A 26,405-nucleotide genomic window follows, 5' to 3' on the forward strand; every position below is an offset into this window, starting at 1 on the left:
TCACAACCGGAAGGCGGTGCGGGGCTGGAGGTCGTTGAGCTCGCGCAGGACCTGCGCGGCGTCCTCCTCGCTCAGCACGTGCTCGGCGACGAGCGAGGCCAGGTACCCGGCGTCGACCCGGCGCGCGGTGTCGTGCCGGGCGGGGATGGAGCAGAAACCCCGGGTGTCGTCGATGAATCCGGCGGTGCGGTGGAATCCCGCCGTCTCGGTGACGGCGTCCCGGAACCGCCGCATTGCTCGCGGCGCGTCCAGGAACCACCACGGCGCGCCCAGGTACACCGACGGGTAGAAACCGGCCAGCGGCGCGAGTTCCCGGGAGAACACCGACTCGTCGAGAGTGCACAGCACGGTGCGGAACCGCGGGTGGGTGCCGAACCGCCGCAGCATCGGCCGCAGGGAGCGGGTGAACTCGGCGCCGGTGGGGATGTCGTGGCCGGTGTCCGGCCCGTAGCGGGCGGAGGTCTCCGGGTGGTGGTCGCGCAGGCTGCCGGTGTGCAGCGCGAGCACCAGCCCGTCCTCGCTGGACATCCGGGCCATCTCGCCGAGCAGCTGCCGGGACAGCAGCGCCGCGTCTCCCCGGCCGGCGCGCACCTCGTCGAACAACCGGGACGCCTCGTTCTCCGGCAGGAACTCCATCCGCGGATCGGGCGCGCCGTGGTCGGTCGCGGTGGCGCCGTGCGCCCGGAAGTACTCGCGGCGCGACTCCAGCGCCGCGATCAACCCCCGGTAGTCGCCGGTGTCGATGCCGCTGGCGGCGGCGAGCCGGTCCAGCGCGCCGGGCCAGCTCGCGCTGGTCGCGTCCAGGTAGCGGTCGGGCCGGAACGTCGGCACCACCCGGCCGTGCCAGGCCGGGTCCTCGGCCAGCGCCCGGTGGTGGCGGAGGTCGTCGGCGGGGTCGTCGGTGGTGGCGAGCACCTCGATGCCGAACGAGCGGTACAGCGCGCGCGGGCGCAGCTCGGGTCGGCTCAGGCGTTCGGTGAGCTCGTCGAACAGCGCGTCCGCGGTCTCCGCCGACGGCTGCACCGACACGCCCAGCACGTCGTGCAGCTCCGCTTCCAGCCACTGCCGGGAGGCGGTCCCGAGGAACAGCCGCCAGTGCGAGCAGAACGTCCGCCACACCTCCCGGGGCGGCGCGGGTTCCGGCCCGCCCGGCAGGCCGCACGCGTGCAGCGGCACGCCGTGCGCGTGCAGCAGCCGCGTCACGTAGTGGTCGGGCGTGACCAGCAGCGCGGCCGGGTCGGGGAAGGGGCGGTCGGCCGCCAGCAGCTCCGGGTCGACGTGCCCGTGCGGGCTGATCAGGGGGAGATCGCGCACGCTCTCGTGGAGCCGCCGGGCGATGGGGCGTTGCACCGGGTCGCTGGGCAGCAGCCGGTCCGGGTGCGGTGCGAGCGGAGGAGGGGAACTGCCAGCCATGCGCGCAGCATCAGCGCCGCCGGAGCCCCCGGACAACTAGTTGCCATCGGTTGCCGGTGCCGGTCCGGTGGAGCCGCGCACCCGGAGGTGCGCGTCGAAGGTCCTCGACCGGGCGACGCCGCCGGTGAGCTCCGCGTGCACCAGGTCGACCGCGCACGAACCGACCTGCCCGGTGGGCCCCGCGACCGTGGTCAGCCCCGGCACCAGCAGGTCCGCGCCGAAGATGTCGTCGCAGCCGACGACGCTGCGGTCCTGCGGCAGCCGGATCCCCCTGTGCTGAAGCCGTCGCACCGCGCCGATGGCGACGAGGTCGTTGTAGGCGATGGCCGCCGTCGCCCCGTCCAGCAGGAGCGCTTCGGCGGCGTCGTGACCGCCTTCCCTGGTCGGCGCGTGCGGCCCGAGGAACACCGCGCGCGCCCCGAGTTCGGCCGCGGCGCCCCGCACCGCGTTCCACCGCTGCCCGTTGATCCAGGAATTGCGCGGCCCGGACAGGTAGGCGATGCGGCGGTGGCCGTGCGCCGCCAGGTGCCGCACGGCCTCGCCCATCCCGCCCGCGGTGTCGACGACCAGGCTCGGCAGCCCGGCGATCTCGCGGTTGACCACCACCAGCGGCCGGTGCCGGGCGAGCTGCCGCACGGTGTCGTCGGAGAGCCGGGAGGTCGCCAGGATGCCGCCGCTGGACCCGGCGAGCAGGTGGCGCAGGTTGCTCGCCTCCACCTGGGGCGACTCGTCGCTGTCGGTGAGCGCGAGGGTGTAGCGGTGCTCGATGGCGCGCGCCTGCACCGCTTTGATCATGCTCGCGTAGTAGGGGTTCGCGATGTCGGTGACGACCAGCATCAGCGTGCGCGACCGGCCCGGCGCCTCGGCCCTGGCGAGCGGGCGCGGCGCGTAACCGATCTCGGCCGCCGCCGCCCGCACCAGCGCGCGGGTGGTGGCGTTGACCCGCGCCGGGTTGCTGAAGGCGCGGGACACGGTGGACGCGGCGACGCCGCAGCGGCGCGCCACGTCGTAGATGGTCGGCCGACGCTCGGTCACCGCTCACCTCCGGGAGATGTCCGCACCCAATCGAGCACACCGGCCGCGGTGACAACAAGTGGCAATGCGTTGCCGCCCACCGGATCGCGCTCCTAGCGTCGGACGCCGATCGCCGCGGCAGGACCGCTCCGGGAGCGGGCCGGAGGGCGATCCACCGACGAGCAGGAGGAGTGGTGTTGTGCTCATCGCCAGCGCGGACGTCATCGTCACCAGCCCGGGCCGCAACTTCGTCACGCTGAAGCTGACCACCTCCGACGGCGTCGTCGGCTGGGGAGACGCGACGCTCAACGGCCGCGAGCTCTCCGTCGCCTCCTACCTGCGCGACCACCTGGCCCCGCTGCTGCTCGGCCGGGACGCGCACCGCATCGAGGACACCTGGCAGTACCTCTACCGCGGCGGCTACTGGCGGCGGGGCCCGGTGACGATGGCCGCGATCGCCGCGGTCGACACCGCGCTGTGGGACATCAAGGCGAAGGTGGCGGGCCTGCCGCTCTACCAGCTGCTCGGCGGCGCGAGCCGGGAGCGCTGCCTGGTCTACGGCCACGCCAGCGGCAAGGACCTGCCCGAGCTGTTCGACTCGGTCCGCGCGCACCTGGCCGAGGGGTTCCGCGCGGTGCGGATCCAGACCGGGGTGCCGGGGCTGGACTCGGTGTACGGCGTGGCCTCCAGCGAGGCGGCGGCGGTCGGGGACGGCACCCGCTACGACTACGAGCCCGCGCGCCGCTCCCCCCGGCCGACCGAGGAGAGCTGGGACACCCGCGCCTACCTGCGCCACGTCCCCTCGGTGTTCGAGGCGGTGCGCAACGAGTTCGGACCGGAGGTCGCGCTGCTGCACGACGCGCACCACCGGCTGACCCCCGTCCAGGCCGCGCGGCTGGGCCGGTCGCTGGAGCCCTACGACCTGTTCTGGCTGGAGGACGTCACCCCCGCCGAGAACCAGGAGGCGCTGCGGCTGGTCCGCCAGCACACCACGACCCCGCTGGCGATCGGCGAGGTGTTCAACACCGTCTGGGACTACCAGACGCTGATCCGGGAGCAGCTGATCGACTACGTCCGCTCCCCCGTCACGCACGCGGGCGGCATCACCGGGGTGCGCCGGATCCTCGACTACGCCGGGATGTACCAGGTGAAGTCGGGGATGCACGGCCCGACCGACGTGTCCCCGATCGGCCTGTCGGCGGCCGTCCACCTGGGGCTGGCGGTGCACAACTTCGGCATCCAGGAGTACATGGTGCACAGCGAGCGGACCGGGGAGGTCTTCGGCACGACCCTCGACTTCTCCGGCGGTGGCCTGCGGCCGAGCGAGGAACCGGGCCTGGGCGTGCACGTCGACGAGGAGCTGGCCGCGCGGTACGAGTACGAACCGGCCTACCTCCCGACGAACCGCCTGCTCGACGGGACCCTGCACGACTGGTGACCGGTGGCCCGCGCCGGTGTTCCCGGGGCCGGCGGGCGGCGAGGCGGGCACCGGGCTGCCGCTCGGACCGCACCGCTCCCGGCACGGGTGCCACGGCACCCGTCCAGCGCTGTCGCGGGCCGCTCCTCTCCGCTACCTTCTCCCCCGGGCATCGCCCACCAGGCAAGCCTTCCCGCGCAGGATGGAGCGCTCGTGCGGCTATCCGGTCTGTGGCCCGCTCTGCTGACCCCCCTCCACGAGGACGGCGCGATCGATCACGACGCGCTCGCCGGACTCGTGACCGACCTGATCGCGCGCGGCGCGGACGGGCTGGTCCCGCTGGGCTCGACCGGCGAGTTCACCGAGTTCTCCGGAGCCGAGCGGCGAGCCGTCCTGGACACCGTCCTCGCGAGCGCGGCCGGGCGGGTACCGGTGCTCGCCGGGGTCAGCGGGCTGTCCACGAACGACACCCGCGCGCTCGCGGCCGACGCCGCCGAGGCGGGTGCCGACGCCGTGCTCGCGCTGCCACCGCTGTACTGGAAGGTGCCCGACGACCGCGTCTTCGAGCACTTCAGCGCCGTCGCCGACGCCGCGGGCGTTCCGGTGGTCGTGTACGACTTCCCCGGCCTCACCGCACAACCGCTGTCGCCCGGGCTGCTCGGCCGCCTCGCCGCCGAGGAGCCCCGGGTGATCGGCGCCAAGCTCACCGTGCGCGACCTGCTCGCGGTGATCGCGGCACTGCGCGCCACCCGGCCGCACCGGCCGGACTTCGCGATCGTCGCCGGTTTCGAGGACCTCATCCCCGCCGCGATGTGGGCCGGGGCCGACGGCGCGGTCAGCGGCCTGGCGAACCTCTTCCCGGACGAGCTCGTCGACCTGGTCGCCGCCGTGCGCGAAGGGCGGGCCGACGTCGCCGAGGCGCACCGCCGCGTGCTGGCCGCCTTCGACGTCACCGAGCTCAGCGCCCCGGCGATCCCCGGCCTGAAAGCGGTGGCGGCGGCGCTCGGCCGCATTCCTCGCGCGACGTCCCGGCTCAGCGCCGGTCCGCAGGAGGCGGTCCTGGCGGCCGCCGCCGAGTGGGTCGCCGCCCGGGGACGCGGGTGATCGACGCCCGGACCCGGTTCGCCGAGCGCGGCGTCGCGGGCCGCCGCCCGCGCCGGAGGCGGGCTTCCCGCCGTCAGGCGGTGCGCGTCGCGTCGAGGAGGCCCTCCGCGGTGCGCACCAGGACTTCGCAGGTCATCGCGTTGCGCCCGACGAGTCCCGGTCCCCCCGCCTCCGCACGCCACCGCAGCACCGCGTCCTCGGCAGCGGCGCGCACCTGCTCGTCCTCGTCGGCGGCGTCCAGGCCGAGCCGGGCTCGCGGGTCGGGACCGCACGCGCCGAGCAACCGCGCCGCGTCCTCGACCAGCTCCTCCCGCAGCCTGATCTCACCCGCCCGGATCTCGTCGAGCAGGTCCAGCTCGGTGACCTCGTGCGCCTCGGTGGCCAGCTGGTCCACGGCCCACCGCAGCGGATGTTCACCGGACAGACCGCGCACCAGGCCGCGCAACGAGACGAGCGCGCGCCGGGCGGCGATCACCGGGGCCAGTGCGAGCAGCTCCCGCGCCGCCTCGTCGACCGTCGAGTCCTGGACCACCTCCACCCGCTGCCCGCTGCGCCGCAGCGCCGCCAGGAAGCCGAGGTCCGGCCGCGCGTCGACGAGCACCGCGTCGATCGACCCGTGCGGATCGTCCTCGCTGAGGAAGTGCTCGGCCAGCGCCTCGTCGGCCGGGTCCTCCGCGATGACCACCGCGACCCCCAGCTCCGACGCGCGGGAGACCGCATCGGGGTCAGCGGGGAGATCGGAGACCACGGCCAGGCGCGGCGGACTCGTCAACCTCTCCCGCACCGCCTCCCAGCGCTGCTGCTCCGACTCCTCGGCGAACGCGCGGCGACCCTGCCGGACCAGGTCCAGCAACCGGCGGTTGAGCGCGCTGCCCTGGCTCCAGGCCGGGACCGCCTGCGCCGGTGCTCCCCCCAGCGAGACGGTCACGATCGCCGCGCCGCCGACCACGGCGGACTCGATCGCACCGCCCACCGCAGCGATCCGCTCCGCGTCGGCTTCGAGGGAGGCGCGCAGCTCGCTCGTGGACAGCGCCACGGCCGTCGAGACCACCCTGGCGTGCAACGCCTCGTCGTGCCCGAACTCCACCACGAGCGCCGCGTCCGCGCCCCGCACCGACTCCGCGAGCAGGCTCAGCACGGAGGCGACCGCGCGGTGGAAGCCGGACTCGACGTCCTCCGGCGGTCGCGGCCCGAGGTCACCGCCGAACCTGACCGGGCAGGGCAGGGTCGTCGCCAGTTCCTCGAGCGCGGCCCGCGCTCCGTGGTCCGCGAGCATCTCCGGGTACCCACCCCTCGCACGATCGTCCGACAACTCGTCCACCGCCCCCGGCTCCGCGTCCCCCGGGGTGGTCGTTCAGCCGACTCCCATCGAGTTCCCCGCCCCGCGCGGGCGGGGGCGTCGTGGTGATCGCTGGCGAGAGCCTACGCGGCTCAAGATCACCAATCCGGGTCAGCCGCTTCGGAATCGTGGTCACCTGCGCGGTCGCCGAGCTGGGGTGCGACCGGCGCGGCGCGGAGCCGGCACCTCGCTCCCCGGAGCGGCCGTGCGCAGCGGGGACGCGCGCCGATCCGGTGCCGGGTGGGGATGTCCACCACGCCGCACCAGGGTTAGTGTTGATCACACACGTAGTCATGGTGCCGTGCTTTCCGAAGATCTGAGGGGGCTTGTGCAGTGCGCTACGGCGTCGGAATCGATCTCGGAACGTCGTTCACCTCGGCGGCGATCAGCAGTCCGGGCAGCACCCGCATGGTGCCGATGTCCCCCTCCATGATCGTGCCCTCGGTCGCCTACCGCGTCCCGGGCGGCGCCTTGCTGACCGGAGACGCGGCCCTGAGCCCGGACACCGATCCGCGGAAGGTGGCCCGGAACTTCAAGCGCCGCCTGGGCGATCCGGCTCCGCTGTTCCTCGGCGGCGCCACCTACTCCGCCGCCGCGCTGATGGCCGCGCAGCTGCGCGACGTGATCTCGGCCGCCACGCGGATCACCGGAGGACCGCCGGAATCCGTGGTGCTGACCTACCCCGCGGTCTGGGGCCCGTACCGGCGGGAGCACTTCACCGAGGTCCCCCGGCTCGCGAACATCCCGGACGTCCGGCTGCTCACCGAACCGGAAGCGGCCGCCACGCACTACTCCACCGAGCGCCGCCTCGGCGACGGCGAGGTCATCGCCGTATACGACCTCGGCGGCGGCACCTTCGACTCCACCGTCCTGCGGATGCGCGACGGCCGGATGGAGATCCTCGGTACCCCGGAAGGGGTCGAGCAGCTCGGCGGCGTCGACTTCGACCGGGCGATCCGCGCCCACCTCGACCAGCGGCTCGACGGCGCGATCAGCGAGCTCGACCCGTCCGATCCGCGGGACGCCACCGCGCTCACCGAGATCGAGGCGCTCTGCGTGCGGGCCAAGGAGGCGCTGTCGACCGAACCCGACGTGCGCCTGAGCGTCCCGATGCCCGCCGGCCCGCGCGAGATCACCATCACGCGCCTGCAGTTCAACGAGATGATCGCGCCCACGGTGCGCCTGACCATCGACGCGCTGCACCGGACCACCCAGTCCGCCGGACTGCGCATCCGCGACCTGTCCGCCGTCCTGCTCGCGGGCGGCTCGTCCCAGGTCCCGCTGGTGCGGCAGCAGATCGCCGAGGAGTTCGCCAAGCCCGTCCGGGCAGCCCTGCACCCCAAGTACACCGTCGCGCTCGGCGCCGCCCAGCTGTCGGTGCGGCCGGTGGAAGCTCCGGTCTCGGTGCCGGTCAGCTCCCCGATCGAGCCGCCCGCCCCGCCCGAGGCACCAGCGCGGACGACCCCGCCGCCGGGGCGGGACCGGAAGTGGCTGGTGGCCGGTGGCGCGGTGGGGGCCGCGCTGCTGGCCGGCCTCGCGGCCACCTCGTTCATCACGACCGCGGACACCCCCCGGCCCAAGGCGATCTACTCGGGAGAGGTCGCTCCCGGCCTGTCCGGCTTCGTCGGTTCGGACGAGAACAACTGGCAGGGCGCCGACTTCTCCCACGAGCCGGACGGAGCGCTGCGCGTCGATCCGGCCGCGGACGGCCTCCGCGCCACCTGGACCGGCGACCTGCCCGCCCAGCTCTACGTGCAGGTCCAGAAGGGCCTCGCCTCGATCGACTTCCCGGCGTTCCTGGAGCACGACGGGGCCCTGGTGTTCACCGCTGAGGTCCACTCACCGCCCGCCGGTTACGTCGGGATCGGCCTGCACTGCACCTACCCGTGCGGGGTCGAGCGCTCCGCCACCGAGCTGTTCCGCCGCATCCCGCCCGGAACCCCGACCCGGGTCGCGATCCCGCTGTCCTGCTTCGCCGAGAGCGATCCGCGCCCACCGGGGGTGCCGCCGAACCAGCTCGATCCGTCGTCCGAGCCGGACCAGGTGGACACCCCGTTCCTGGTGTTCTCCGACGACCGGCTGGACGTCACCTTCTCGGACGTCCGCTGGGAACCCGGCGCCGCGGCCGACCTGGACTGCGACGAGGTCCTCTGACCCGCGACGCGCGGTCGGGCGAGTTCCGGAGGCGGTCCGAGAGCAGCGGCGGGACCGCCGGACCGCGTCACTCCGGCGGGAGCACGTCCGCGCCGTAGCGGTCGGCGCAGAACTCGCGCAACCGCTCGGCGATCCCGGCCAGCACCCCGGCGGCGTGGTGCCGGGGTGACCAGGCCGCGTACAGCTTGATCCGCAGCGGTCCTCGCGGCCCCTCGATCCGCAGGCCGTGCAGGCCGAAGCGCGCGTCGTCGGAGACCACGGCGACTCCCCGGCCCGCCGCCGCCAGCGCCTGCGCCACCTGGGCATCGCCGCACACGATCTGCTCCTCCGGCGCGAGCTCGGCGGCGGCCAGCGCGTCCCGCAGGATCAGGCGCGGCCGGAGCTCGGGTTCGAGCACGATCAGCGGTTCGGCGGCCAGCTCGGCCAAGCGCACGGATTCCCGCGCGCCCCAACGATGTCCGGCGGGCACGTACGCCCACAGCGGCAGCGCGGCCAGCGCCCGGTGCCGCCACGCGGGTTCGGGCACGGCGGTGGCGATGGCCAGGTCGGCGCCGTGGCGCAGCGCCTCGGTCCCGGCGGGCGCCACGGGTGTCGGCAGCGGATCCCGCGGGCCGAAGGTCGCGAGGAACGGGGCGATCACGTCGGTGAACGTCGTGGTGGGCGCGGCGATGGCCAGGTGGCTCAGCCTCCCCGCCGCGAGCGCGTCGGCCGCGGCCCGCGCGGCCTCGGCGCTGCGCAGCACCTCCCGGGCCGCCGGCAGGAAGTGCCGTCCCGCCGCGGTCAGCTCCAGCCGGGCACCGGTCCGGTCGAACAGGCGCAGCCCCAGTTCGCGTTCGAGCTGGTGGATCCGGCGGGACAGCGCGGGCTGGGTGATCCGGACGACGTCGACCGCCGCGCTGACCGACCCCAGGTCGGCGACCGCGACGAAGTACCGCAGGCTGCGCAGCTCCACGCCGCGGAGTATGCCAGCAGGGCATGGGACGGGAGCCGAATCGGCATTGGACGGCATGGGCGCGCGGTCCGAGGATGATCCCGGGCTCCCGCCGCCGAGTCGTCGCGGGGCCGTCCAGCACATCGAGGAAGGGCTCCCCCGTGACCGAGTTCCCCGTCGAAGACCCCGCCACCGGGGAGATCATCGCGACCGTCCCCGAGGGCGGGCGGGCCGAGGCGATCGCCGCCGTCGACGCCGCGGCGGCGAGCGCGGGCGCCTGGGCCGCGCTGCCCGCGCGGCAGCGCTCGGAGGTCCTGCATCGCACGTTCGAGCTGATGGTGCGCGACCGCGACCGCCTCGGCGACCTGATCGTCGCGGAGAACGGCAAGTCCCGGGCCGACGCCCTCGGCGAGGTCACCTACGCGGCCGAGTTCTTCCGCTGGTACGCCGAGGAAGCCGTCCGCCCGGGCGGTGCCTACGGGCCGGCCCCGGCGGGCGGAGCCCGCACGCTCGTCACCCACCGCCCCGTCGGGATCGCCGCGCTCGTCACGCCGTGGAACTTCCCGGCGGCCATGGCGACCCGCAAGATCGCGCCCGCGCTGGCGGCGGGTTGCACCGCCGTGGTCAAACCCGCGGCCGAGACCCCGCTGACCGCGCTGGCCATCGCGGACCTGCTGGCCGAGGCGGGCCTGCCCGGTGGCGTGGTCAACCTCGTCACCACGACCGACGCGGCGGCCGTCGTCACCACCTGGCTGGAGGACCCGCGGGTGCGCAAGCTGTCGTTCACCGGCTCGACGGCGGTGGGGCGGCTGCTGCTGCGCCAGGCCGCCGACCAGGTGCTCACCACCTCGATGGAGCTGGGCGGCAACGCCCCGTTCGTGATCACCGCGGACGCCGACCTGGACGCCGCGGTCTCCGGAGCGATGATCGCGAAGTTCCGCAACGGCGGGCAGGCCTGCACCGCCGCCAACCGGTTCTACGTGCACGAGGAGATCGCGGCGGACTTCCTCGACCGGTTCGGCGCCCGGGTCGCCGCGCTGCGCGTCGGGCCGGGATCCGACCCCGGCGCGGAGATCGGCCCGGTGATCAGCGCGAAGGCGGCCTCCGCGCTCGACGCGCTGGTGGACTCGGCGCTCGCCGACGGGGCCCGCGTGGCCGCCCGGGCCGCGCTCCCCACCGGCACCGGCGGGCACTTCGCCGCACCGACCGTGCTCGCCGACGTGCCCGCCGGTGCCCGCGTCCTCGGGCAGGAGATCTTCGGCCCGATCGCCCCGGTGGTCACCTGGCACGACGAGGACGAGCTGATCCGCCAGGTCAACGCCACCGAGCTCGGCCTCGCCGCCTACGTCTACGCCGGGGACCTGGGGCACGCGCTCCGGATCGGCGAGGCCGTGGACGCGGGCATGGTCGGCATCAACCGCGGCATCGTCTCCGATCCCTCCGCTCCCTTCGGCGGCCTCAAGCAGAGCGGCCTCGGCAGGGAAGGCGGCCAGGAGGGGCTGCACCAGTTCACCGAAACCCAGTACCTGTCGGTCGACTGGCCCGACTCCTGACCGCCCGCGGCCCGGGAGCTGGCGGGGTTCGATCCCACGTCGCGGCCGGAGACCTGCCCGCGCGGGGCGCGTCCGGCCGGTCGGCGGCCCGCCCTCGGCGGCGGACGCGGGGGCCGCTGCCGAGGTGCCCGGAGGCACCGCTTCCCGCTCCGGAACGCGCCCGCCAATGGATTCCTCGCGCTGCCGCTCGTCCGCTCCCGCTCCGCACCCGGTCGCGCTGGGCACCCGGTTCCGGGTGGGTTTGCCCGCCCGACCGGGCAGGGCACCCGAGGAGCGCACGCAGGGCGGCGCGATGGCCGCCGAGATCCGCGCGGGGGAGAGAACGGCCATGACACATTCGCACGACTCGCACGACGTGGAGCACCGGAACGACCCACGCCGGCCCGACGGGAACGGGGCCGAGGAGCACAGCGGCGCGAGCCGCGCCGAACCGCGCCAGGATCCCGCTGCGGAGACCTCGTGGACGACCGGCTCGCCGGGATCGGTGCAGCAGGTCACGAACAGCCCCATGGCCGTGACCGCCCTCGTGCTCGGGCTGCTGGCCCTGTTCTGCGTGCTCCCGGCCGTGCTGGCGCCGTTGGCGATCCTGCTGGGGATCGTCGCCATCGTCTTCGGCATCCTCGGGCGCAAGCAGGCCGGCCAGCCGCATCGGACCGGCAAGGGCCTGGCGACCGCCGGGCTGGTGATGGGCACCATCGCGCTGGTGCTCGGGATCCTCGCGGGCATCGCGCTCACCCTGGGAGCGATGAACCCGGACATCATCGGGCCGGTGCAGCAGCAGTTCGGCGAGATGATGACCTGACCCCGGCCGCGACCTCGGGCGGCGGGTCCCCCCGGTGCGGTGGGCCCGCCGCCCGCGCACGTGAACTCCGCACCGGCCGAAGAACCGGCGTTGCTCCCCCGCCGCAGAAGCAGCGGGCCGGAGCGCGCGCCGTTCCGTCGAACCTCGCCGACTCTCGGCGCCACCGGGACAGTCCCGTTCCCCGCGCCGGGCGGGTTCGCGCCGCAGACCTCGGTGATGCCCGGCCAGCACCGGGCTTATCGGGCGGTGCACGGCAGGTGAACATCGGGCGATGCGCCGCGACCAGGCTGTCGGAAAGATCACCAGCCGCAGTTTTCCCTTGCGGTGCACCAATCTCCTGCTGGAATCTCTCGACCGCACGGCACCGGCGATCGTGACGGGGAAGAGGAGGCAGCAGGGTGCAGCTCGTTTCGGTGGACTCCGGACACCTCACGAGGACCGCGGCATCCCTCCGCGACGCGGCCGAGGGCGTGCGCGATTCGGGCGACCGGTTCGCGAGCGGACTCCAGGCGACCGGATTCGGACAGCTGCTCGAATCGGATGCGGCGGCGGCGGAAGCGCTGGAGATCGTGCACGCGGTCGTCGGCGGAATGCGGGACCAGGTGGAAGAACTGCACGCCCGCGCGGACGCGCTGGAGGCGCAGGCCCGTGCTTACCGGTCCGCCGAGGACGAGTCGGCGCGGATCGCCGGGCGCCCGGGACGCGCCTGATGAGCCAGCAGGGCGACGCCGCCATCAGCGCTGCGCTGCGGACCGGCGACCCCGCCGCGCTCCAGGCCCAGGCGCGGGCGTGGAGCGGTCTCGCCGCGGAGCTGCGCGGCCACGAGGCGGAGATCCGCTCCCGGCTCGCCCGCTCGCGGGCGGGTGGCGACTGGTCGGGGCCCGCGGCGGACGCCTTCCACAGCTCCACCGGCGGCCTCACCGGAGGTCTCGACGCGCTGTCCGACCGCTGCGAGGACGTGGCGCGCGCGCTGGAGCAGCACGCGCACCAGCAGCAGCGGATCTCGGACGTCCTCGTGGAGATCGCGATCCAGGTCGCGGCGCTGATCGCCTACATCGCGGCGGCGGCGTTCTTCCCGCCGCTCGTCGCGACCGCGGAGGCGTACATCGCGACCCTGGTCGCGCAGTCGAACCGGATGCTCGCCCTGCTCGGCGAGGTGCTGGCCACGCTCACCCGATGGCTCGCCTCGGCGCGCACCGCGATCAAGCAGCTGGCGCAGCGGAGCTGGCGCGGGGAGGCCTTCAGCTTCGGCTACGGCCGGGCCCTGGTCGAGGGCACGCGGGACTTCGCCATCGATCTCGCCGCCACCAGCACGGCGTCGGGAATCACGGGCAAGGGCACCGATCCGGGGCACCTGTTCACCAACGCGGCGATCAGCCTCGGCGTCGGCGGCGCGTTCGGCGGGATCAGCGGCAGCGGGGTGTCGAAGAAGATCGGCCCGTCCGGCGAGGTCGCGCGCACGCCGGACGGGCGCCCCGAGTTCGCGACGTTCGCCGGCCAGATCGACGAGGGCGTGCGATCGCTGCGGTGGACCTCGCCGGGCGGCCGGGAGGCGGCGCCACCGGAAGCGGCCCCGCGCGCGCGACGGGAGCAGGAGCTGCGCGAGCTCGACAGCGCCCGGTCCGGTGCCCGCGAGCTCGGGGTGCGCGGCCACCCGCGCGAACGGCGCCGCCTCACCGACGAGGCGGGCATCGCGCAGGCGCGGGCGTCGCGGGCCCAGGACGAGCTCACCGCCGCCCGATCCGCGCTGCGCGACGCGGAGTCCGGCGAGGCGCGCGCCCGTTCCGCGTGGCGGGCGGCGCGCGGCCGCGTGAACGACGCCGAACAGCGGCTCTGGCGCGCGGAGAGCCTCCTGGCCGTGTACCAGCACTCGCCTCAACGGGGCTGGCTCGACGACGCCGAGGCGGCCGCGCGCCGGGCCAGGTCCGAGCACGACGGCTCCCGCCGGGAAGCGACCGCGCTGCGCGACCAGCACGACCGGGCGGTGCGGGAGCTCGACGCCGCGCGGGACTCGGCGAACGCGGCGGGGCGCGAGGCGGACCAGGCGGACGGAGTCGTCGCCGAGCTGCGGCGGATGCTGGCGGCCTCGGACGAGCTCCGGTCGGCGGCCACCCGGTTCAACGCGGGCGCGCCGTTCGGCGCCCGGCTCCGGGAGCTGTGGCGGCACAACGGCTGGCGGGCCTCCTTCGGCGCGGTCAAACCGTGGCCGGTGATCCTCTTCCACGAGAGCGCGCGCGACGTGGCCAAGGGCGCGACCGGCGCGGCCGCGCAGTCGGCGGCGGGCATCGCGAACGGGAGCCGGGCACCGGGCTCCACCGAGCGCGACGTGCTGTTCGGCGCGCTCGCCGGGGGCGTGCGCGGAGTCGCCGTCGGCACCGCGGGCAACCGCGCGCTCCCCGACGGCGGTGTCGAGGAGATCCTGCTCCGAACGGGCCTGAAGTCCACCGAGACCTTCACGCGCGACCAGCTCAACGCGATGCGATGAACCCGGGATCCGGCCGGGCCGGGTTGTGGTCGATCACGGGGGCGGCTGCCGCCACCGATCGACCGCCGGGCGATCAGGAGCACCGATGCACCAGCCAGCTCCGCACCGCCTCCGGGGCGGCGCGACACCGGTGAGCGCGGGGCCGGGACCGATTCACCCGGGAGGGTTCCGAGGCGCGTCGTGGGGCGCGCGCGCCCCTATGCTCCGGGCGTGCTGGGGGCTGCGGGGTGGGTGAAGCGGCTGGTCGTGGGTCGGCCCGTGCGCAGCGACCAGGTCGCCGAGACCCTGCTGCCGAAGCGGCTGGCGCTTCCCCTGTTCGCCAGCGACCCGTTCTCCTCGGTCGCCTACGCGAGCCAGGAGATCCTGCTGGTGCTGGCGCTGGGCGGGGTGGCGGTGCTGCACCTGGCGTGGTGGGCCGCGGCGGCGGTGGTGGTCCTGCTGGCGGTCGTGACGATCTCCTACCGCCAGGTCGTGCGCGCCTACCCCTCCGGCGGCGGTTCGTACACCGTGGCCGCGCAGAACCTCGGCCCCTCGGCGGGTCTGGTCGTGGCCGCGGCGCTGATGGTCGACTACGTGCTCACCGTGGCGGTCTCGGTCTCCGCGGGAGTGGACAACATCATCTCGGCGTTCACCGGGCTGAACCCCTACCGGGTGGAGATCTGCATCGGGTTCGTCATCGCGCTGACGGCGATGAACCTGCGCGGGATGCGCGAGTCGGGGCGCGCGTTCGCCCTGCCGAGCTACCTGTTCATCTCGGGCGTGCTGGTCATGATCGGCACCGGGCTGGCGCAGGTGCTGGCGGGGGCCGCGCCGGTGGCCCGCAGCGCGGCCTACGAGATCCGCCCGGAGCAGACCTCGTGGTCCACGTTCGCGCTGCTGCTCCTGCTGCTGCGGGCGTTCGCCTCCGGCTGCACCGCCCTGACCGGCATGGAGGCGGTCTCCAACGGCGTGCCCGCGTTCCGCAAGCCCAAGGCGCGCAACGCGGCGGCCACGCTGGCCGCGACGGGGCTGATCGCGATCACGATGTTCTCGGGGGTCACCGCCCTGGCGCTGATCACCGGCGTGCACTACGCGGAGAACCCCTGCGACCTGATCGGCTTCCCCGGCGACTGCGCGGCCGAACCCCAGCTCACCGTCATCGCCCAGATCGCGGCGGCGGTGTTCGGCGGGGAGACCAGCCCGGGCTTCTACTACGTCCAGGCCGCGGCCACGCTGATCCTGGTCCTGGCGGCGAACACCGCCTACAGCGGCTTCCCCATGCTGACCTCCCTGCTGGCGCGGCACCGGTACATGCCCCGGCAGCTGCACACGCGCGGCGACCGGCTCGCGTTCTCCAACGGCATCGTGCTGCTGGCGGCCGCCGCCGGAGCCCTGATCTGGGTGTTCGAGGGATCGACCACCCGCCTCATCCAGCTCTACATCCTCGGCGTGTTCACCTCGTTCACCCTCGCCCAAGCGGGCATGGTGCGGCACTGGAACCGGGAGATGACCACCGCCGATCGCGCGGCGCGGAGGGTCCGGCGCCGCGCCAGGCTGATCAACGGGGCCGGGGCCTCGATGACCGGTCTGGTGCTGGTGATCGTGCTCGTCTCCAAGTTCTCGCACGGCGCCTACCTGGTCGTGATCGTGGTCCCGGTGCTGTTCGTCGCGATGCGGAGCATCCGCCGCCACTACGACCAGGTGCAGCGGGAACTCGAACCGGCGGACTCCGACGCCACCCTCCCCTCCCGCGTGCACGCGCTGGTGCTGGTGTCCCACGTGCACAAGCCGGTCCTGCGAGCGCTCGCCTACGCGCGGGCCACCCGCCCCGACGACCTCACCGCCATCACCGTCAACGTCGAGGACGCCGACACCCGGGAGCTGGAGGAGGCCTGGGAGCGCCGCGCGATCCCCGTTCCGCTCAAGGTGCTCGAATCGCCGTACCGGGAGATCACCCGGCCCGTCGTGCACCACGTCCGCGCGCTGCGGAGGGCGAACCCGCGCGAGCTGGTCGTCGTCTACGTCCCGGAGTACGTCTTCGGCCGCTGGTGGGAGAACGCGCTGCACAACCAGAGCGCGCTGCGGCTGAAGGCGCGGCTGCGGTTCGAACCGGGCGTCATGGTCACCAGCGTCCCCTGGCAGCTCCCGCCGTCCCACGACCGCTACCACGAACCGGAGCCCCGCAGGCCCGGTGAGCTCCGGCGCGGCATCACCGGCCCGGACCGGCCCTCCGGCCGGTAGTCCGGCTTTGGCAGCGCGCCCGGCCGAACCGGTCGTGAGTGGCACGGGGCCCGGCGGGCGGCCAGAATCGCCCGGCGGGGGTTGAGGGGATGGTCGGAGCGCGTGCGTCCTGGGGGCCGGCGGTCGCCGTCGCGGTGACCGCGCTGGTCCAGCTCGGCGCCTGCGTCTCGGCGGTGCTGCTGGTGCGGGACGGGCACGACGCGTTCGCGCGCTGGACGGTCTTCCTGTTCGGGCTGGTGAACGTCCCCGTCGCGGGCAACGTCGTCAACGTCCTGGTGCTCGTCGTGCTGGGAGCCGCGCTGCGCGGCCGCAAGCGGGCGGCCCTGAACACCCTGCTGCTGTTCCAGTTCGGCGGCCTGGCCACCAGCGTCGGCACCCACGTCGCCGCGCCCCGGGTACCGGGGCTGGCGGAACCGGGGCAGCTGGCCGGGCGACCGGCCGGTGCCGGGGCGCTGGCGGCCGAAGCGCTGATCGCGCTGGGAACCGCCGCGCTGCTGGCCACCGCGCGGCCCGCGTTCCCCGCCCGGTTGGCGCCGGGCGCGTGGCGGCACGCGCTGCTGGTGTGCGTCGGCGGGATCGTCGCGGTGGTGCTCGCGGGCTGGGGGCTGACCGAGGCGTTCCCCGGCACGGTCGCCGGCACGTCCGACCGGTTCTGGTGGGCGGCCGACCGCTCCGTCGGCGGGCTGCTGGGCCTGCACCGGGTCGGGGCCGGCACCGGGCCTGCCTGGCTGGACCTGCTGCTGGACCTGGCGGCCACGAGCGTGCTGGGCGCGGCGCTGTACGCCTTCTTCCGCGGAACGCGACGGCGGCGACGGCGCACCGACGAGGACGAGATCCGGCTGCGGACGCTGCTGGCCGAGCACGGCGAACCCGACTCGCTGGGCTACTTCGCCACCCGGCGGGACAAGAACGTGCTGTTCTCCCCCGACGGCGGAGCCGCGATCACCTACCAGGTCATCGGCGGGGCCAGCATCGCGAGCGCGGATCCCGTCGGCGATCCCGGCGCCTGGCCGCGCGCGGTGCGGGCCTGGCTGGAGGAGGCTCGCACCTACGGGTGGACCCCCGGTGCGCTCGGCGCCGGGGAGCGGGCAGCGCGGCTGTACTCCGACTTCGGCCTGCGCGCGCTGGAGCTGGGCGACGAAGCGGTGCTGCGGGTGCGGGACTTCCAGCTCTCCGGACCGGGACGCGGCGCGCTGCGCCAGGCGGTGCACCGCGTCGAGCGGGCCGGGTACACCGCGCGGCTGCGCCGGCACGCGGACATCCCGCGCGCCGAGATGGCCGACCTGCTGGCCGTCGCGCAGCGGTGGCGGCGGGACCGCGCCGAGCGGGGGTTCTCGATGGCGCTGAGCCGCCTCGGGGACCCGACCGACGGCCGGTGCCTGATGCTCGAAGCGCGGGACGCCGGAGGAGGACTGCGCGCGCTGATGTCCTTCGTGCCGTGGGGGCGGCGCGGCGCGTCGCTGGACCTGATGCGGCGCGATCCCGGGGCGGACAACGGGCTGAACGAGTACCTGATCGCCTGCCTGATGGCGGAGGCGCCCCGCTTCGGAATCCGCCGCGTCTCCCTGAACTTCGCGATGTTCCGGTCCGTCTTCGCCTCCGGGGAGCGGCTCGGCGCCGGCCCGGTGCTGCGGGCGTGGCGGGCGGTGCTCACCGTCCCGTCCCGCTTCTACCAGCTGGAATCGCTCTACCGGGCGAACGCGAAGTACGACCCGGACTGGGTGCCCCGCTTCCTGTGCTACCCGGCCGCCCGGTCGCTGACCCGGGTCGCGCTGGCCGCCGGGGCGCTGGAGGGATTCCTGCCCGCCGGGCGGCGGCTCCCGCGCGGGGTGACCCCGGCCGGGGCGGTGCAAGACGACCTCGTCGCCGGGGTCCGCGAGGTGGAGGCGGCGGCCGAGCGCGCCGCCGCGGCCCCGCCTCGCGACGGGCCCGAGCGGCGGCGCCTGGAACGGCTGCGGCACCTGCGCGACGCGGGGGTCGAGCCGTATCCCGCGACGTTCGCCCGGAACACCACCGTGGAGGACCTGGTCGCGGAATTCGGCGGCCTGCCACCGGATTCGCACACCGCGCGCGAGGTGGTCGTGGCGGGCCGCGTCACGGCGATCCGGGACCTCGGCGGGGTGTGCTTCGCCGTGCTGGACGACTCAACCGGCTCGGTCCAGGTCCTGCTGGACTCGGCGGTGCTGGGCCCGTGGCGGGACCACGTCGACACCGGCGACCACGTCGGGATCCGCGGCGAGGTCATCACCACCCGGCGCGGCGAGCTGTCAGTGCGGGCGCGGAGCTGGACGATGACCGCCAAGAGCCTCCGCCCGCCGCGGGCGGCGCGCGGGCGCGGAACCCGGTCGCGGCCGCGGCACCTGGTGCGGGGCTCCGCGCCGGATCCGGTGCAGGTGCTGCGAGCGCGCGGCGCGCTCGTGGCAGCGTTGCGGGAGGTCTTGCGCGAGCACGGCCACGTGGAGGCCGAACCCGTGGCGGCGCAGGGAACTTCCGCCGAGCTCGGCGCGCTGGTCTCCCTGGCGCGGATGCGCGCGGCCGGGGCGGAGCGGGTGTTCGCGCTCCGGTTCGGCGACGGCGAGGACCCGTGGGAATCCGCTTCCTTGCGCGCCTACGAGGCCTACGTCGGCGAGGCCGGGATGCGGGAGCTCGTCGTGGACCTGCTGCGGGCCGCGACGATCGCGGTGTTCGGTTCCGCGGCGGCGGACGACTGGCCGCCGCGCTCGCTCACCGCCGACCGGCCGGTGCTCGACGTGCGGGAGGCGGTGTCCCGGGCGCTGGGCCTCCCCGGTGGTTCCACCGCCGCGCTGCGGGCGGCGTGCCGGTCGGCGGGAGTGCGCGTGGACGACGACGATCCGCCCGGCCGGATGGTCGCGCGGGCCTTCGACGAGCTGGTGCGGCCGAGGACCGTCGAGCCGACGTGGTGCGCCGGCCACCCGGCGGACGACGGGCGCGACGACCGGTTCGCCCCGCGCCCGGTCGGGCGCGCCGAGCTCGTGGTGCGCGGCGCCCGTCTCGCGTGCACCGGCACCGAGCCGAGCGATCCGCTCGCGCGCCGCGCGCACCTGCGCGACCGGCTGCTCAGTGAGGCCGAGGACGAGGCGGGCGAGCGGTTGCTGAGCGCGCTGGAGGACGGGATTCCGCCCGCCGGGGTCCTGGACCTCGACGTCGGCCGGCTGCTCGTCCTGCTCATCGGCACCGGCTAGGCGGGCTGGCGGTTAGCCGCCACTGTCCGAATCGGGGCACGGCGCGGGCCTAGCCTCCGGGCGGAACCGTCGTGACCGATGAGGAGGAGCCGACATGCCGAGGTATTCGATGACATCCGCACTCGCCGGGGCGGCGACCGCGATCGCGCTGGTGGCGGGCGCGCCGGCGGCGGGCGCCGTCTCGGCCGCCGAACCGCACGTCATCACCTACGACGCGAGCGGGGCCGAGGAGTTCCAGGACGCCGTCGCCGAGGCCGCAGCGGTCTGGAACGACCAGGTCGCCAACGTCAAGCTGGAGGAGGCCACCGGCGGGGAGGCCGACCTCACCGTGCTCGCCGACGACCAGTGGCCCCGCGCCCAGGTCGAGTCCCTCGGCGTGGGCACCGTGTGGATGGGCCGCCAGGCCGTCGACGAGGGCCACCACGTCCCGCGCATCGCCACCCACGAGATCGGCCACATCCTCGGGCTGCCGGACGACCGCACCGGCGTCTGCGAGGACCTGATGTCGGGGGCGAGCGCCGGGACCGACTGCGAGAACAACCTCCCCAACTCCGAGGAGAAGGCCGAGGTCGAGGAGAACTTCGCGCGGGGCGTGGCCGTCGAGCCGACCCTGTTCAGCGAGGCCCCGGCTCTCGCCGCCCGCTGATCGCGGGTCCTCCCGGAGCCGTCCGGCCGAGCCGCCGGGCGGCTCCTCCTCGGCGGGACCAGCGCTCCCCCGGAAACCGCGCGGGACGCTCCGGCCCCGCCACTCGCGGCGGCCGGCCCGACGTCCGCGCCGGACCGCCGCGGCCGGTTCTCCGCGATCCCGGCGGGACGCGCTTCCGCTCCCGGCCGGGCGATCAACCGTCGGCGGAGCGGTGGCGCTCGTAGTGCCGGCGAGCCTTCATCCGGTTGCCGCAGGTGGCCATCGAGCACCAGCGGGCCCGGTTCGCCTTGCTGCGGTCCAGCAGGAACAGCCGGCACTCCTCGTTGCCGCAGGGCCGCAGCCGACCGGGCAGCCGCTCGGTGACCCGAGCCCACCCGAGCACGGCCCGGGCGGGCAGCAGCTCGTCGGCGCCGGCGACGAGTTCCCAGCTCAACCCGGAGTCGTCGAGCACCGGCCGCTGCCGCACTCCGTCGAGCGCGTCCGCGAGCGCCGAGGCGGGCCGCCGCCCGAGCGCGACCTCGGTGAGCCGTTCCCGCACCCACCGCAACCGGTGCAGCTCCGCTGAGGTGCCGACCCCGCCGCGCGCGGTGGCCCAGGCGCGTCCGGCCTCGTCCTCCCCCAGCTCGTCCCGCTCGATGCCGTCGACCACCGGACGACTGTTGAGCAGCGCGAGCAGCAGCTCCACCTCGTCGATCACCACACCAACCTAACCTTATCGATCCGATTTGACAGGTTAGCACGCGGCGCTTAGCGTCAACACCTAACCGGATAAATCAAGTTAAGGGGTTGTCATGCCTGAAGTGCGACACCTGACCGCGTCAGTCGGCGACCACCAGGTCTTCTACCGCGAGGCCGGATCGCCCGAGCGGCCGACCGTGCTGCTGCTGCACGGCTACCCGACCAGCTCGCACATGTTCCGCGAACTCATCCCCGCGCTCGCCGACCGCTACCACGTCCTCGCCCCCGACCACCTCGGCTTCGGCCTGTCCGACGCGCCCGCCGTCGAGGACTTCGACTACACCTTCGACGCGCTGGCGACCACCACCGAGGGCCTGCTCGACGAGCTGGGCGTGCGGGACTTCGCGATGTACGTGCAGGACTACGGAGCCCCGATCGGCTGGCGGCTCGCGCTGCGCCGGCCCGAGCGGATCACCGCGATCATCAGCCAGAGCGGCAACGCCTACGAGGCCGGCTTCGTCCCCTCCTTCTGGGCGCCGATCTGGGACTACGCGGCCGATCCCGGGCCGGAGAACGAGGCGGCCGTGCGCGGCGCCCTGGAGCTGGAGGCGATCCGGTGGCAGTACCTGCACGGCGTCCCCGACCCCAGCCTGGTCAGCCCGGACACCTGGTGGCACGACCACGCCCTGCTCCAGCGGCCGGGCAACGACGCCGTCCAGCTGCGCCTGTTCCGCGACTACGTCAGCAACGTCGAGCTCTACCCGGCGGTCCAGGAGCACTTCCGGCGCAGCCAGGTCCCGCTGCTCGCCCTCTGGGGCGCCAACGACGAGATCTTCGGGCCCGACGGCGCTCGCGCCTTCGCCGACGATCTCCCGGACGCCGAGATCCACCTGCTCGACGCGGGTCACTTCGCCCTGGAGAGCGACCTGGACACCATCGCGGCGCACCTGCGGGACTTCCTGTCCCGCACCGCGCGCTGACGCCGACCGACGAGGCGGCGGAAGGGGGTGGCGCGGGGCGGAGAATCCCCGCACGATCGAGCGGATGATCACCGGGCCGAGGGCGGTGCGGGGCCGCACCGGCATCCCCGCCCGGTGATCGCCCTCGACGAGATCCAGGAGAGCTCATGGCGCTGGCCGACTTCCCCCGCTACCCGCTGCTGTTCGGGCCGAGCCCGGTCCACCCGCTCGACCGGCTCACCGCCCACCTCGGCGGGGCGCGGATCTGGGCGAAGCGGGAGGACTGCAACTCCGGTCTCGCCCACGGCGGCAACAAGACCCGGAAGCTGGAGTACATCGTTCCGGACGTGCTCGCCTCCGGCGCCGACACGCTGGTCTCGATCGGCGGCTACCAGTCCAACCACACCCGCCAGGTCGCGGCCGTCGCGGCGAAGCTGGGGCTGCGGGCGCGGCTGGTGCAGGAGAAGTGGGTGGAGTGGCCGGACGCGGTCAACGACAAGGTCGGCAACATCCTGCTCTCCCGGATCATGGGCGCCGACGTGCGGCTGGACCCGGCCGGGTTCGACATCGGCATCCGCGAGTCGTGGGAGCAGGCGATGGAGGACGTCCGGGCCTCCGGTGGCACGCCCTACGGCATCCCGGCCGGAGCGTCCGAGCACGAGCTGGGCGGGCTCGGCTTCGCGAACTGGGCGGAGGAGGTCGCGCGGCAGGAGGAGCAGCTGGGGGTCTTCTTCGACGCGATCGTGGTCTGCGCGGTCACCGGGTCCACCCAGGCCGGCATGATCGCCGGGTTCGCCGGTCAGGAGCGGTCGCGCCGGGTCATCGGCATCGACGCCTCGGCGGCGGTGGACAGGACCCGCGAGCAGGTCGGGCGGATCGCGCGGCACACCGCGGGGTTGATCGGGCTGGGCCGCGAGCTCCGGGACGACGAGATCACCGTGCTCGACGGCTGGGCCGGTGATCGCTACGGCGTCCCGGTGCGGTCGACGCTGGAGGCGATCCGGCTCTGCGGTGAGCTGGAGGGAATGATCATCGACCCGGTCTACGAGGGCAAGTCGATGGCGGGCCTGATCGACCTGATCGGCGGCGGCGAGCTGGACGGCGCGTCGAACGTCCTCTACGCCCACCTCGGCGGTCAGCCCGCGCTCAACGCCTACGCGGGCGCGTTCAGCTGAGCCGGCACCCGGCCCCGGGCGCTTCCCGGGGCCGGGACACGCCCGCTCCCGACCGGCGCGGCTCCGCGACCTGCGGGGAATGCGCGGGGGCCGGGGCGGGTTCTACCGCTCTGGCCGGAGTGCGATCGCGTCCGGTTCGTCGAACGGGAGCGAGGCGGCGTGAGGTCAGCGATGCCGACGGGTGCGGGCGGCGCGGACACCGGAACCCGGTTGCCGCGCGAGATCTGGATCCTGGTGACCGGGAGCTTCATCGTCGCGATCGGGATGGGCATCGTCTCCCCCGCGCTGCCCGCCTTCGCCACCTCCTTCGACGTGGGCGTGACGGCGGCGTCGTTCATCGTGAGCGCGTTCGCCTTCATGCGGCTGGCCTTCGCCCCCGCCAGCGGGCGGCTCGTGGCGTGGTTCGGCGAACGGCCGATCTACGTGTGGGGGGTGACCATCGTCGGCGTGAGCAGCGCGGCCTGCGCCTTCGCCGACTCGTACTGGCAGCTGCTGGTGTTCCGGGCCCTCGGCGGCACCGGCTCGACGATGTTCACCGTGTCCGTGGTGGCGCTGCTGGTGCGGCTGTCCCCACCGGACCAGCGCGGGCGGGCCTCCGGGCTGTGGGCGACGAGCTTCCTGCTGGGCAACGTGTCCGGCCCGATCATCGGCAGCCTGCTGGTCGGCTACTCGCTGCGGCTGCCGTTCCTGATCTACGGCGCCGCGCTGTTCCTGGCCGCGTTCGTGGGCTGGCTGCTGCTGCGGAACTCGACGCTGGCCGCGCCGGTGAAGGACGACGTCCCGGCGGTGACCGTGCGCGAGGCGCTGGGCTCGCGGGCCTACCGGGCCGCGCTGCTGTCGAACTTCAGCACGGGCTGGGCCGTGTTCGGGGTGCGGATCGCGCTGATCCCGCTGTTCGTGGTCGAGGCCCTGCACTCCACGCAGGCGATGGCCGGGGTGGCGCTGTCCGTGTTCGCCGTCGGCAACGCCGCGGTGATCATGATGTCCGGTCGGCTCTCGGACCTGCGCGGCCGCAAGCCGATGGTGCTGCTCGGGCTCTCCATCTCGGTGGTGGGCACCGCCGCGCTGGGCTTCAGCAGCTCGATCCCGGTGTTCCTGGTGGCCTCGCTGGTCGCCGGGGTGGGCGCGGGACTGCTCAACCCGGCGCAGAACGCGGCGGTCGCCGACCTGCTGGGCAGCAAGGGCAGGGGCGGGCCGGTGCTGGCCGCCTTCCAGATGTCCGCGGACGTCGGCGCGATCGTGGGCCCCCTGGTCACCGGCATGATCGCGGACGCGATCTCCTACCAGGTGGCCTTCGGAGTGACCGCGCTGACCGCCGTGCTCGCCCTCGGCGCGTGGCTCGCGGCACCGGAAACCCGCGGTGCCCGCGGCACCACCGAGGTCGGCCACCTCGACGAGGACCCCGGCACCCCCGACCCGGAGCGCGCCGCGAAGTAGCGCGGTCCCCGGGTGGCGTCCGGCCGACGGCCGCGGGACCGGGCCGGCTCCCGCGACAGCAGGGCGCGGCCCCGGGGAGCGAGCGTCAGAAGCGGGCCGTGCTGAGGGAGCCGGTGAGGCGTTCGGCAGCGGCGCGGACCTCGGCGGCGCGCAGGTCGCCGGGAGCGCCGGTGAAGTCGTCGCTGTGCCCGCCCAGGCTGATCGTCCCGATCAGCGAACCGCCGGAGCCGAGCACGGGAGCGGCGACCGCCGAGACGCCCTGCAGGTAGTCGTCCCGGCTGCGCGCGACTCCCCCGGCCCGCACCTCGTCCAGGTGCGCGGCGAACTCCGCCGGATCCACGAAGGTCTCCCCGGTGAAGGCGGGCAGCGGCTCCGCCAGCACCCGGCGGCGCAGCTCGGGGTCGAACGCGACCATCGCCACCGGGGCGGCCGCGGCGTGGAACGGCAGCACCGAACCGATCGCGACGGCGGCCAGCACCATCGGCTTGCCGCCCTCGACGCGGTCGATGCACACGGCCCCCGCCCCGGAGGGCACCATCAGGAACGCGGTGTCGCCGAACCGCGAGGCCAGCGCCTCCAGTTCCGGCCGGGCCTCGGTGCGCAGGTCGAAGCCGGCGAGCGCGGCCGACCCGATGGCGAACACCGGCATCCGCACGCGGTAGGCGCCGCTGTGGTCGCGGTGCACCCAGCCCGCCTCGACGAACGAGCTCATCAGCCGGTGCACGGTCGGTTTGTTCAGCCCGCTGGCAGCCGTGAGCTCGGCCAGCGTGATCACCGGCCGCTCGGCGCCGAACTGGCCGAGCAGCTGGCAGGCGCGCAGCACCGAGCCGACCGTCTCGCGCCCGGAGCCGTCCTCGACAGCCTCTCGCACACCCGTCCCCTCACCCTTCGTGACTACGACCTCGCCAGGCTAGCGACCCGGCGATGTGTTGCTTGACACGTCCCACCCTCCTCGCGCACAGTTCCGTAACGCATATCGGATCACGATACACGAAGGAGTGGTCAGTGGATCTGCGCGAGATGATCAGCGAAGGACTCGTCCAGGCGCCGGGCGTGTGGGACGGGCTCACGGCCCGGCTCGCCGAGCAGGCGGGCTTCCCCGCGCTGTGCGCCTCCGGCTTCGCCGTCTCGGCGGCGCTGGGCTACCCGGACGCCGAGCTCTACACGATGACGGAGAACCTGCAGGCGGTCCGGACGATCCGCGAGGCGAGCCCGCTGCCCGTCATCGCCGACATCGACACCGGCTACGGCAACGCCGTCAACGCCGCCCGGACCGCGCGCCGGTTCGCCGACGCCGGGGTGGCCGCCGTGTTCCTGGAGGACCAGCGCTCCCCGAAGCGCTGCCCGCTCATCCCCGGCGCCGAGATCGAACTGCTCGACCTGCCGGAGGCGACCGGGAAGATCCGCGCCGTGCGGGACGCCGCGCAGGCCACCGGGATGCTCGTGATCGCCCGCACCGACGCCAAGGGCGAGGAGGCCCTGCGCCGGGCCGAGGCCTACGTCGACGCGGGCGCGGACCTGATCATGCCGGTGACGAAGACGTTCACCACCACCGAGGAGTGGCGCCGCTGCCACGAGGTCGCGGGCGTCCCGCTGATGGCGACGCTGACCGCCTCCGCGTGGACCGAGCGCGAGTTCACCCCCGAGGTGATGGAGCAGATCGGCGTCCGGCTCGCGCTGCTGCCGACCCAGGTCCTGATGGCCGTCACCGGCGCCGCGCAGGCGTGCCTGCGCCGGCTCGCCGCGGGCGAGCCCCCGGCCGACGTCAGCGCCGACGCCACACCGCACCACGAGTTCGTCGAACTCATCGGCATGGCGGAGGTCGAGCGGCAGCAGCGCTCGTACCTGCCCGCCGCCGAAACGGTCTGAGGGAGC

At 74.5% G+C, this 26,405-nt stretch carries 20 protein-coding genes; 14 read left to right on the forward strand and 6 right to left on the reverse strand.

Translation table 11 applies throughout. From position 1 onward, the window contains the following. Together uxaC and ACL03H_RS15725 are read right to left on the reverse strand one after the other, a co-directional pair. Positions 1-1,413 carry a glucuronate isomerase gene (uxaC, locus tag ACL03H_RS15720; RefSeq protein WP_412811979.1) on the reverse strand — a complete coding sequence of 471 codons (1,413 nt, stop codon included), beginning with the start codon at positions 1,411-1,413 and terminating at the stop codon, positions 1-3. Between the two features lie 36 nt (positions 1,414-1,449). Further along, positions 1,450-2,448 carry a LacI family DNA-binding transcriptional regulator gene (locus ACL03H_RS15725; protein WP_412811980.1) on the reverse strand — a complete coding sequence of 333 codons (999 nt, stop codon included), beginning with the start codon at positions 2,446-2,448 and terminating at the stop codon, positions 1,450-1,452. Positions 2,449-2,626: 178 nt separating this feature from the next. Here ACL03H_RS15725 and manD point away from each other — a divergent pair, with 178 nt between their 5' ends. Both manD and ACL03H_RS15735 read left to right on the forward strand, forming a co-directional pair. Then, positions 2,627-3,865, forward strand: coding sequence for a D-mannonate dehydratase ManD (gene manD, locus ACL03H_RS15730; RefSeq protein WP_412811981.1), 1,239 nt, complete (start codon positions 2,627-2,629; stop codon positions 3,863-3,865). Positions 3,866-4,057: 192 nt separating this feature from the next. Continuing rightward, positions 4,058-4,948, forward strand: a complete 891-nt coding sequence (locus ACL03H_RS15735; protein WP_412811982.1) for a dihydrodipicolinate synthase family protein — start codon at positions 4,058-4,060, stop codon at positions 4,946-4,948. A gap of 73 nt (positions 4,949-5,021) precedes the next feature. Here ACL03H_RS15735 and ACL03H_RS15740 read toward each other — a convergent pair whose 3' ends face one another. Then, positions 5,022-6,224, reverse strand: a complete 1,203-nt coding sequence (locus tag ACL03H_RS15740) for a hypothetical protein (RefSeq protein ID WP_412811983.1) — start codon at positions 6,222-6,224, stop codon at positions 5,022-5,024. A 396-nt stretch (positions 6,225-6,620) separates the two neighbouring features. Between ACL03H_RS15740 and ACL03H_RS15745 the strand changes: the two genes are divergently transcribed. Then, complete coding sequence (locus ACL03H_RS15745; protein WP_412811984.1) at positions 6,621-8,441, forward strand: Hsp70 family protein; 1,821 nt, start codon at positions 6,621-6,623, stop codon at positions 8,439-8,441. 67 nt (positions 8,442-8,508) lie between these two features. Here ACL03H_RS15745 and ACL03H_RS15750 read toward each other — a convergent pair whose 3' ends face one another. Further along, positions 8,509-9,393 (reverse strand): LysR family transcriptional regulator, encoded by an 885-nt coding sequence (locus ACL03H_RS15750; protein WP_412811985.1) that lies wholly within the window; start codon positions 9,391-9,393, stop codon positions 8,509-8,511. A gap of 140 nt (positions 9,394-9,533) precedes the next feature. Here ACL03H_RS15750 and ACL03H_RS15755 point away from each other — a divergent pair, with 140 nt between their 5' ends. The 7 genes from ACL03H_RS15755 (at position 9,534) to ACL03H_RS15785 (ending at position 20,281) form a co-directional block, all read left to right on the forward strand. Next, on the forward strand, positions 9,534-10,925 hold the full coding sequence (locus ACL03H_RS15755) for an NAD-dependent succinate-semialdehyde dehydrogenase (RefSeq protein ID WP_412811986.1): 1,392 nt from the start codon (positions 9,534-9,536) through the stop codon (positions 10,923-10,925). Positions 10,926-11,253: 328 nt separating this feature from the next. Then, the gene (locus ACL03H_RS15760; protein ID WP_412811987.1) at positions 11,254-11,727 is read left to right on the forward strand and encodes a DUF4190 domain-containing protein; all 474 of its coding nucleotides are present in this window, start codon (positions 11,254-11,256) and stop codon (positions 11,725-11,727) included. Between the two features lie 398 nt (positions 11,728-12,125). After that, positions 12,126-12,437 carry a hypothetical protein gene (locus ACL03H_RS15765; protein WP_412811988.1) on the forward strand — a complete coding sequence of 104 codons (312 nt, stop codon included), beginning with the start codon at positions 12,126-12,128 and terminating at the stop codon, positions 12,435-12,437. Next, entirely contained in the window at positions 12,437-14,212 is a 1,776-nt protein-coding gene (locus tag ACL03H_RS15770) for a WXG100 family type VII secretion target (protein ID WP_412811989.1), read from the forward strand. Before ACL03H_RS15765 ends, ACL03H_RS15770 begins: the two co-directional genes overlap by 1 nt. A 210-nt stretch (positions 14,213-14,422) precedes the next feature. Beyond that, positions 14,423-16,432, forward strand: a complete 2,010-nt coding sequence (locus tag ACL03H_RS15775; protein ID WP_412811990.1) for an APC family permease — start codon at positions 14,423-14,425, stop codon at positions 16,430-16,432. Between the two features lie 89 nt (positions 16,433-16,521). Then, positions 16,522-19,635, forward strand: a complete 3,114-nt coding sequence (lysX, locus tag ACL03H_RS15780; protein WP_412811991.1) for a bifunctional lysylphosphatidylglycerol synthetase/lysine--tRNA ligase LysX — start codon at positions 16,522-16,524, stop codon at positions 19,633-19,635. Between the two features lie 109 nt (positions 19,636-19,744). Next, positions 19,745-20,281: a snapalysin family zinc-dependent metalloprotease gene (locus ACL03H_RS15785; protein WP_412811992.1), complete on the forward strand. Its 537-nt coding sequence runs from the start codon at positions 19,745-19,747 to the stop codon at positions 20,279-20,281. A gap of 193 nt (positions 20,282-20,474) precedes the next feature. Here the strand turns inward: ACL03H_RS15785 and ACL03H_RS15790 are convergent, their stop codons facing one another. Beyond that, positions 20,475-20,981, reverse strand: a complete 507-nt coding sequence (locus ACL03H_RS15790) for a CGNR zinc finger domain-containing protein (protein ID WP_412811993.1) — start codon at positions 20,979-20,981, stop codon at positions 20,475-20,477. Positions 20,982-21,072: 91 nt separating this feature from the next. Here ACL03H_RS15790 and ACL03H_RS15795 point away from each other — a divergent pair, with 91 nt between their 5' ends. The 3 genes from ACL03H_RS15795 (at position 21,073) to ACL03H_RS15805 (ending at position 24,530) form a co-directional block, all read left to right on the forward strand. After that, positions 21,073-21,939, forward strand: a complete 867-nt coding sequence (locus tag ACL03H_RS15795) for an alpha/beta fold hydrolase (protein WP_412811994.1) — start codon at positions 21,073-21,075, stop codon at positions 21,937-21,939. A gap of 146 nt (positions 21,940-22,085) precedes the next feature. Next, on the forward strand, positions 22,086-23,093 hold the full coding sequence (locus ACL03H_RS15800; protein WP_412811995.1) for a 1-aminocyclopropane-1-carboxylate deaminase: 1,008 nt from the start codon (positions 22,086-22,088) through the stop codon (positions 23,091-23,093). A gap of 159 nt (positions 23,094-23,252) precedes the next feature. After that, positions 23,253-24,530, forward strand: coding sequence for an MFS transporter (locus ACL03H_RS15805; RefSeq protein ID WP_412811996.1), 1,278 nt, complete (start codon positions 23,253-23,255; stop codon positions 24,528-24,530). A gap of 85 nt (positions 24,531-24,615) precedes the next feature. On the opposite strand, the gene ACL03H_RS15810 is transcribed toward ACL03H_RS15805, so the two are convergent. After that, positions 24,616-25,401 carry an IclR family transcriptional regulator gene (locus ACL03H_RS15810; protein WP_412811997.1) on the reverse strand — a complete coding sequence of 262 codons (786 nt, stop codon included), beginning with the start codon at positions 25,399-25,401 and terminating at the stop codon, positions 24,616-24,618. Between the two features lie 134 nt (positions 25,402-25,535). Between ACL03H_RS15810 and ACL03H_RS15815 the strand changes: the two genes are divergently transcribed. After that, positions 25,536-26,399 carry an isocitrate lyase/PEP mutase family protein gene (locus ACL03H_RS15815; protein WP_412811998.1) on the forward strand — a complete coding sequence of 288 codons (864 nt, stop codon included), beginning with the start codon at positions 25,536-25,538 and terminating at the stop codon, positions 26,397-26,399. Positions 26,400-26,405: the final 6 nt, after the last annotated feature.

The sequence above is a fragment of the Saccharopolyspora antibiotica genome, assembly GCF_047200635.1.
In the GTDB taxonomy this organism is placed as follows: domain Bacteria; phylum Actinomycetota; class Actinomycetes; order Mycobacteriales; family Pseudonocardiaceae; genus Saccharopolyspora_C.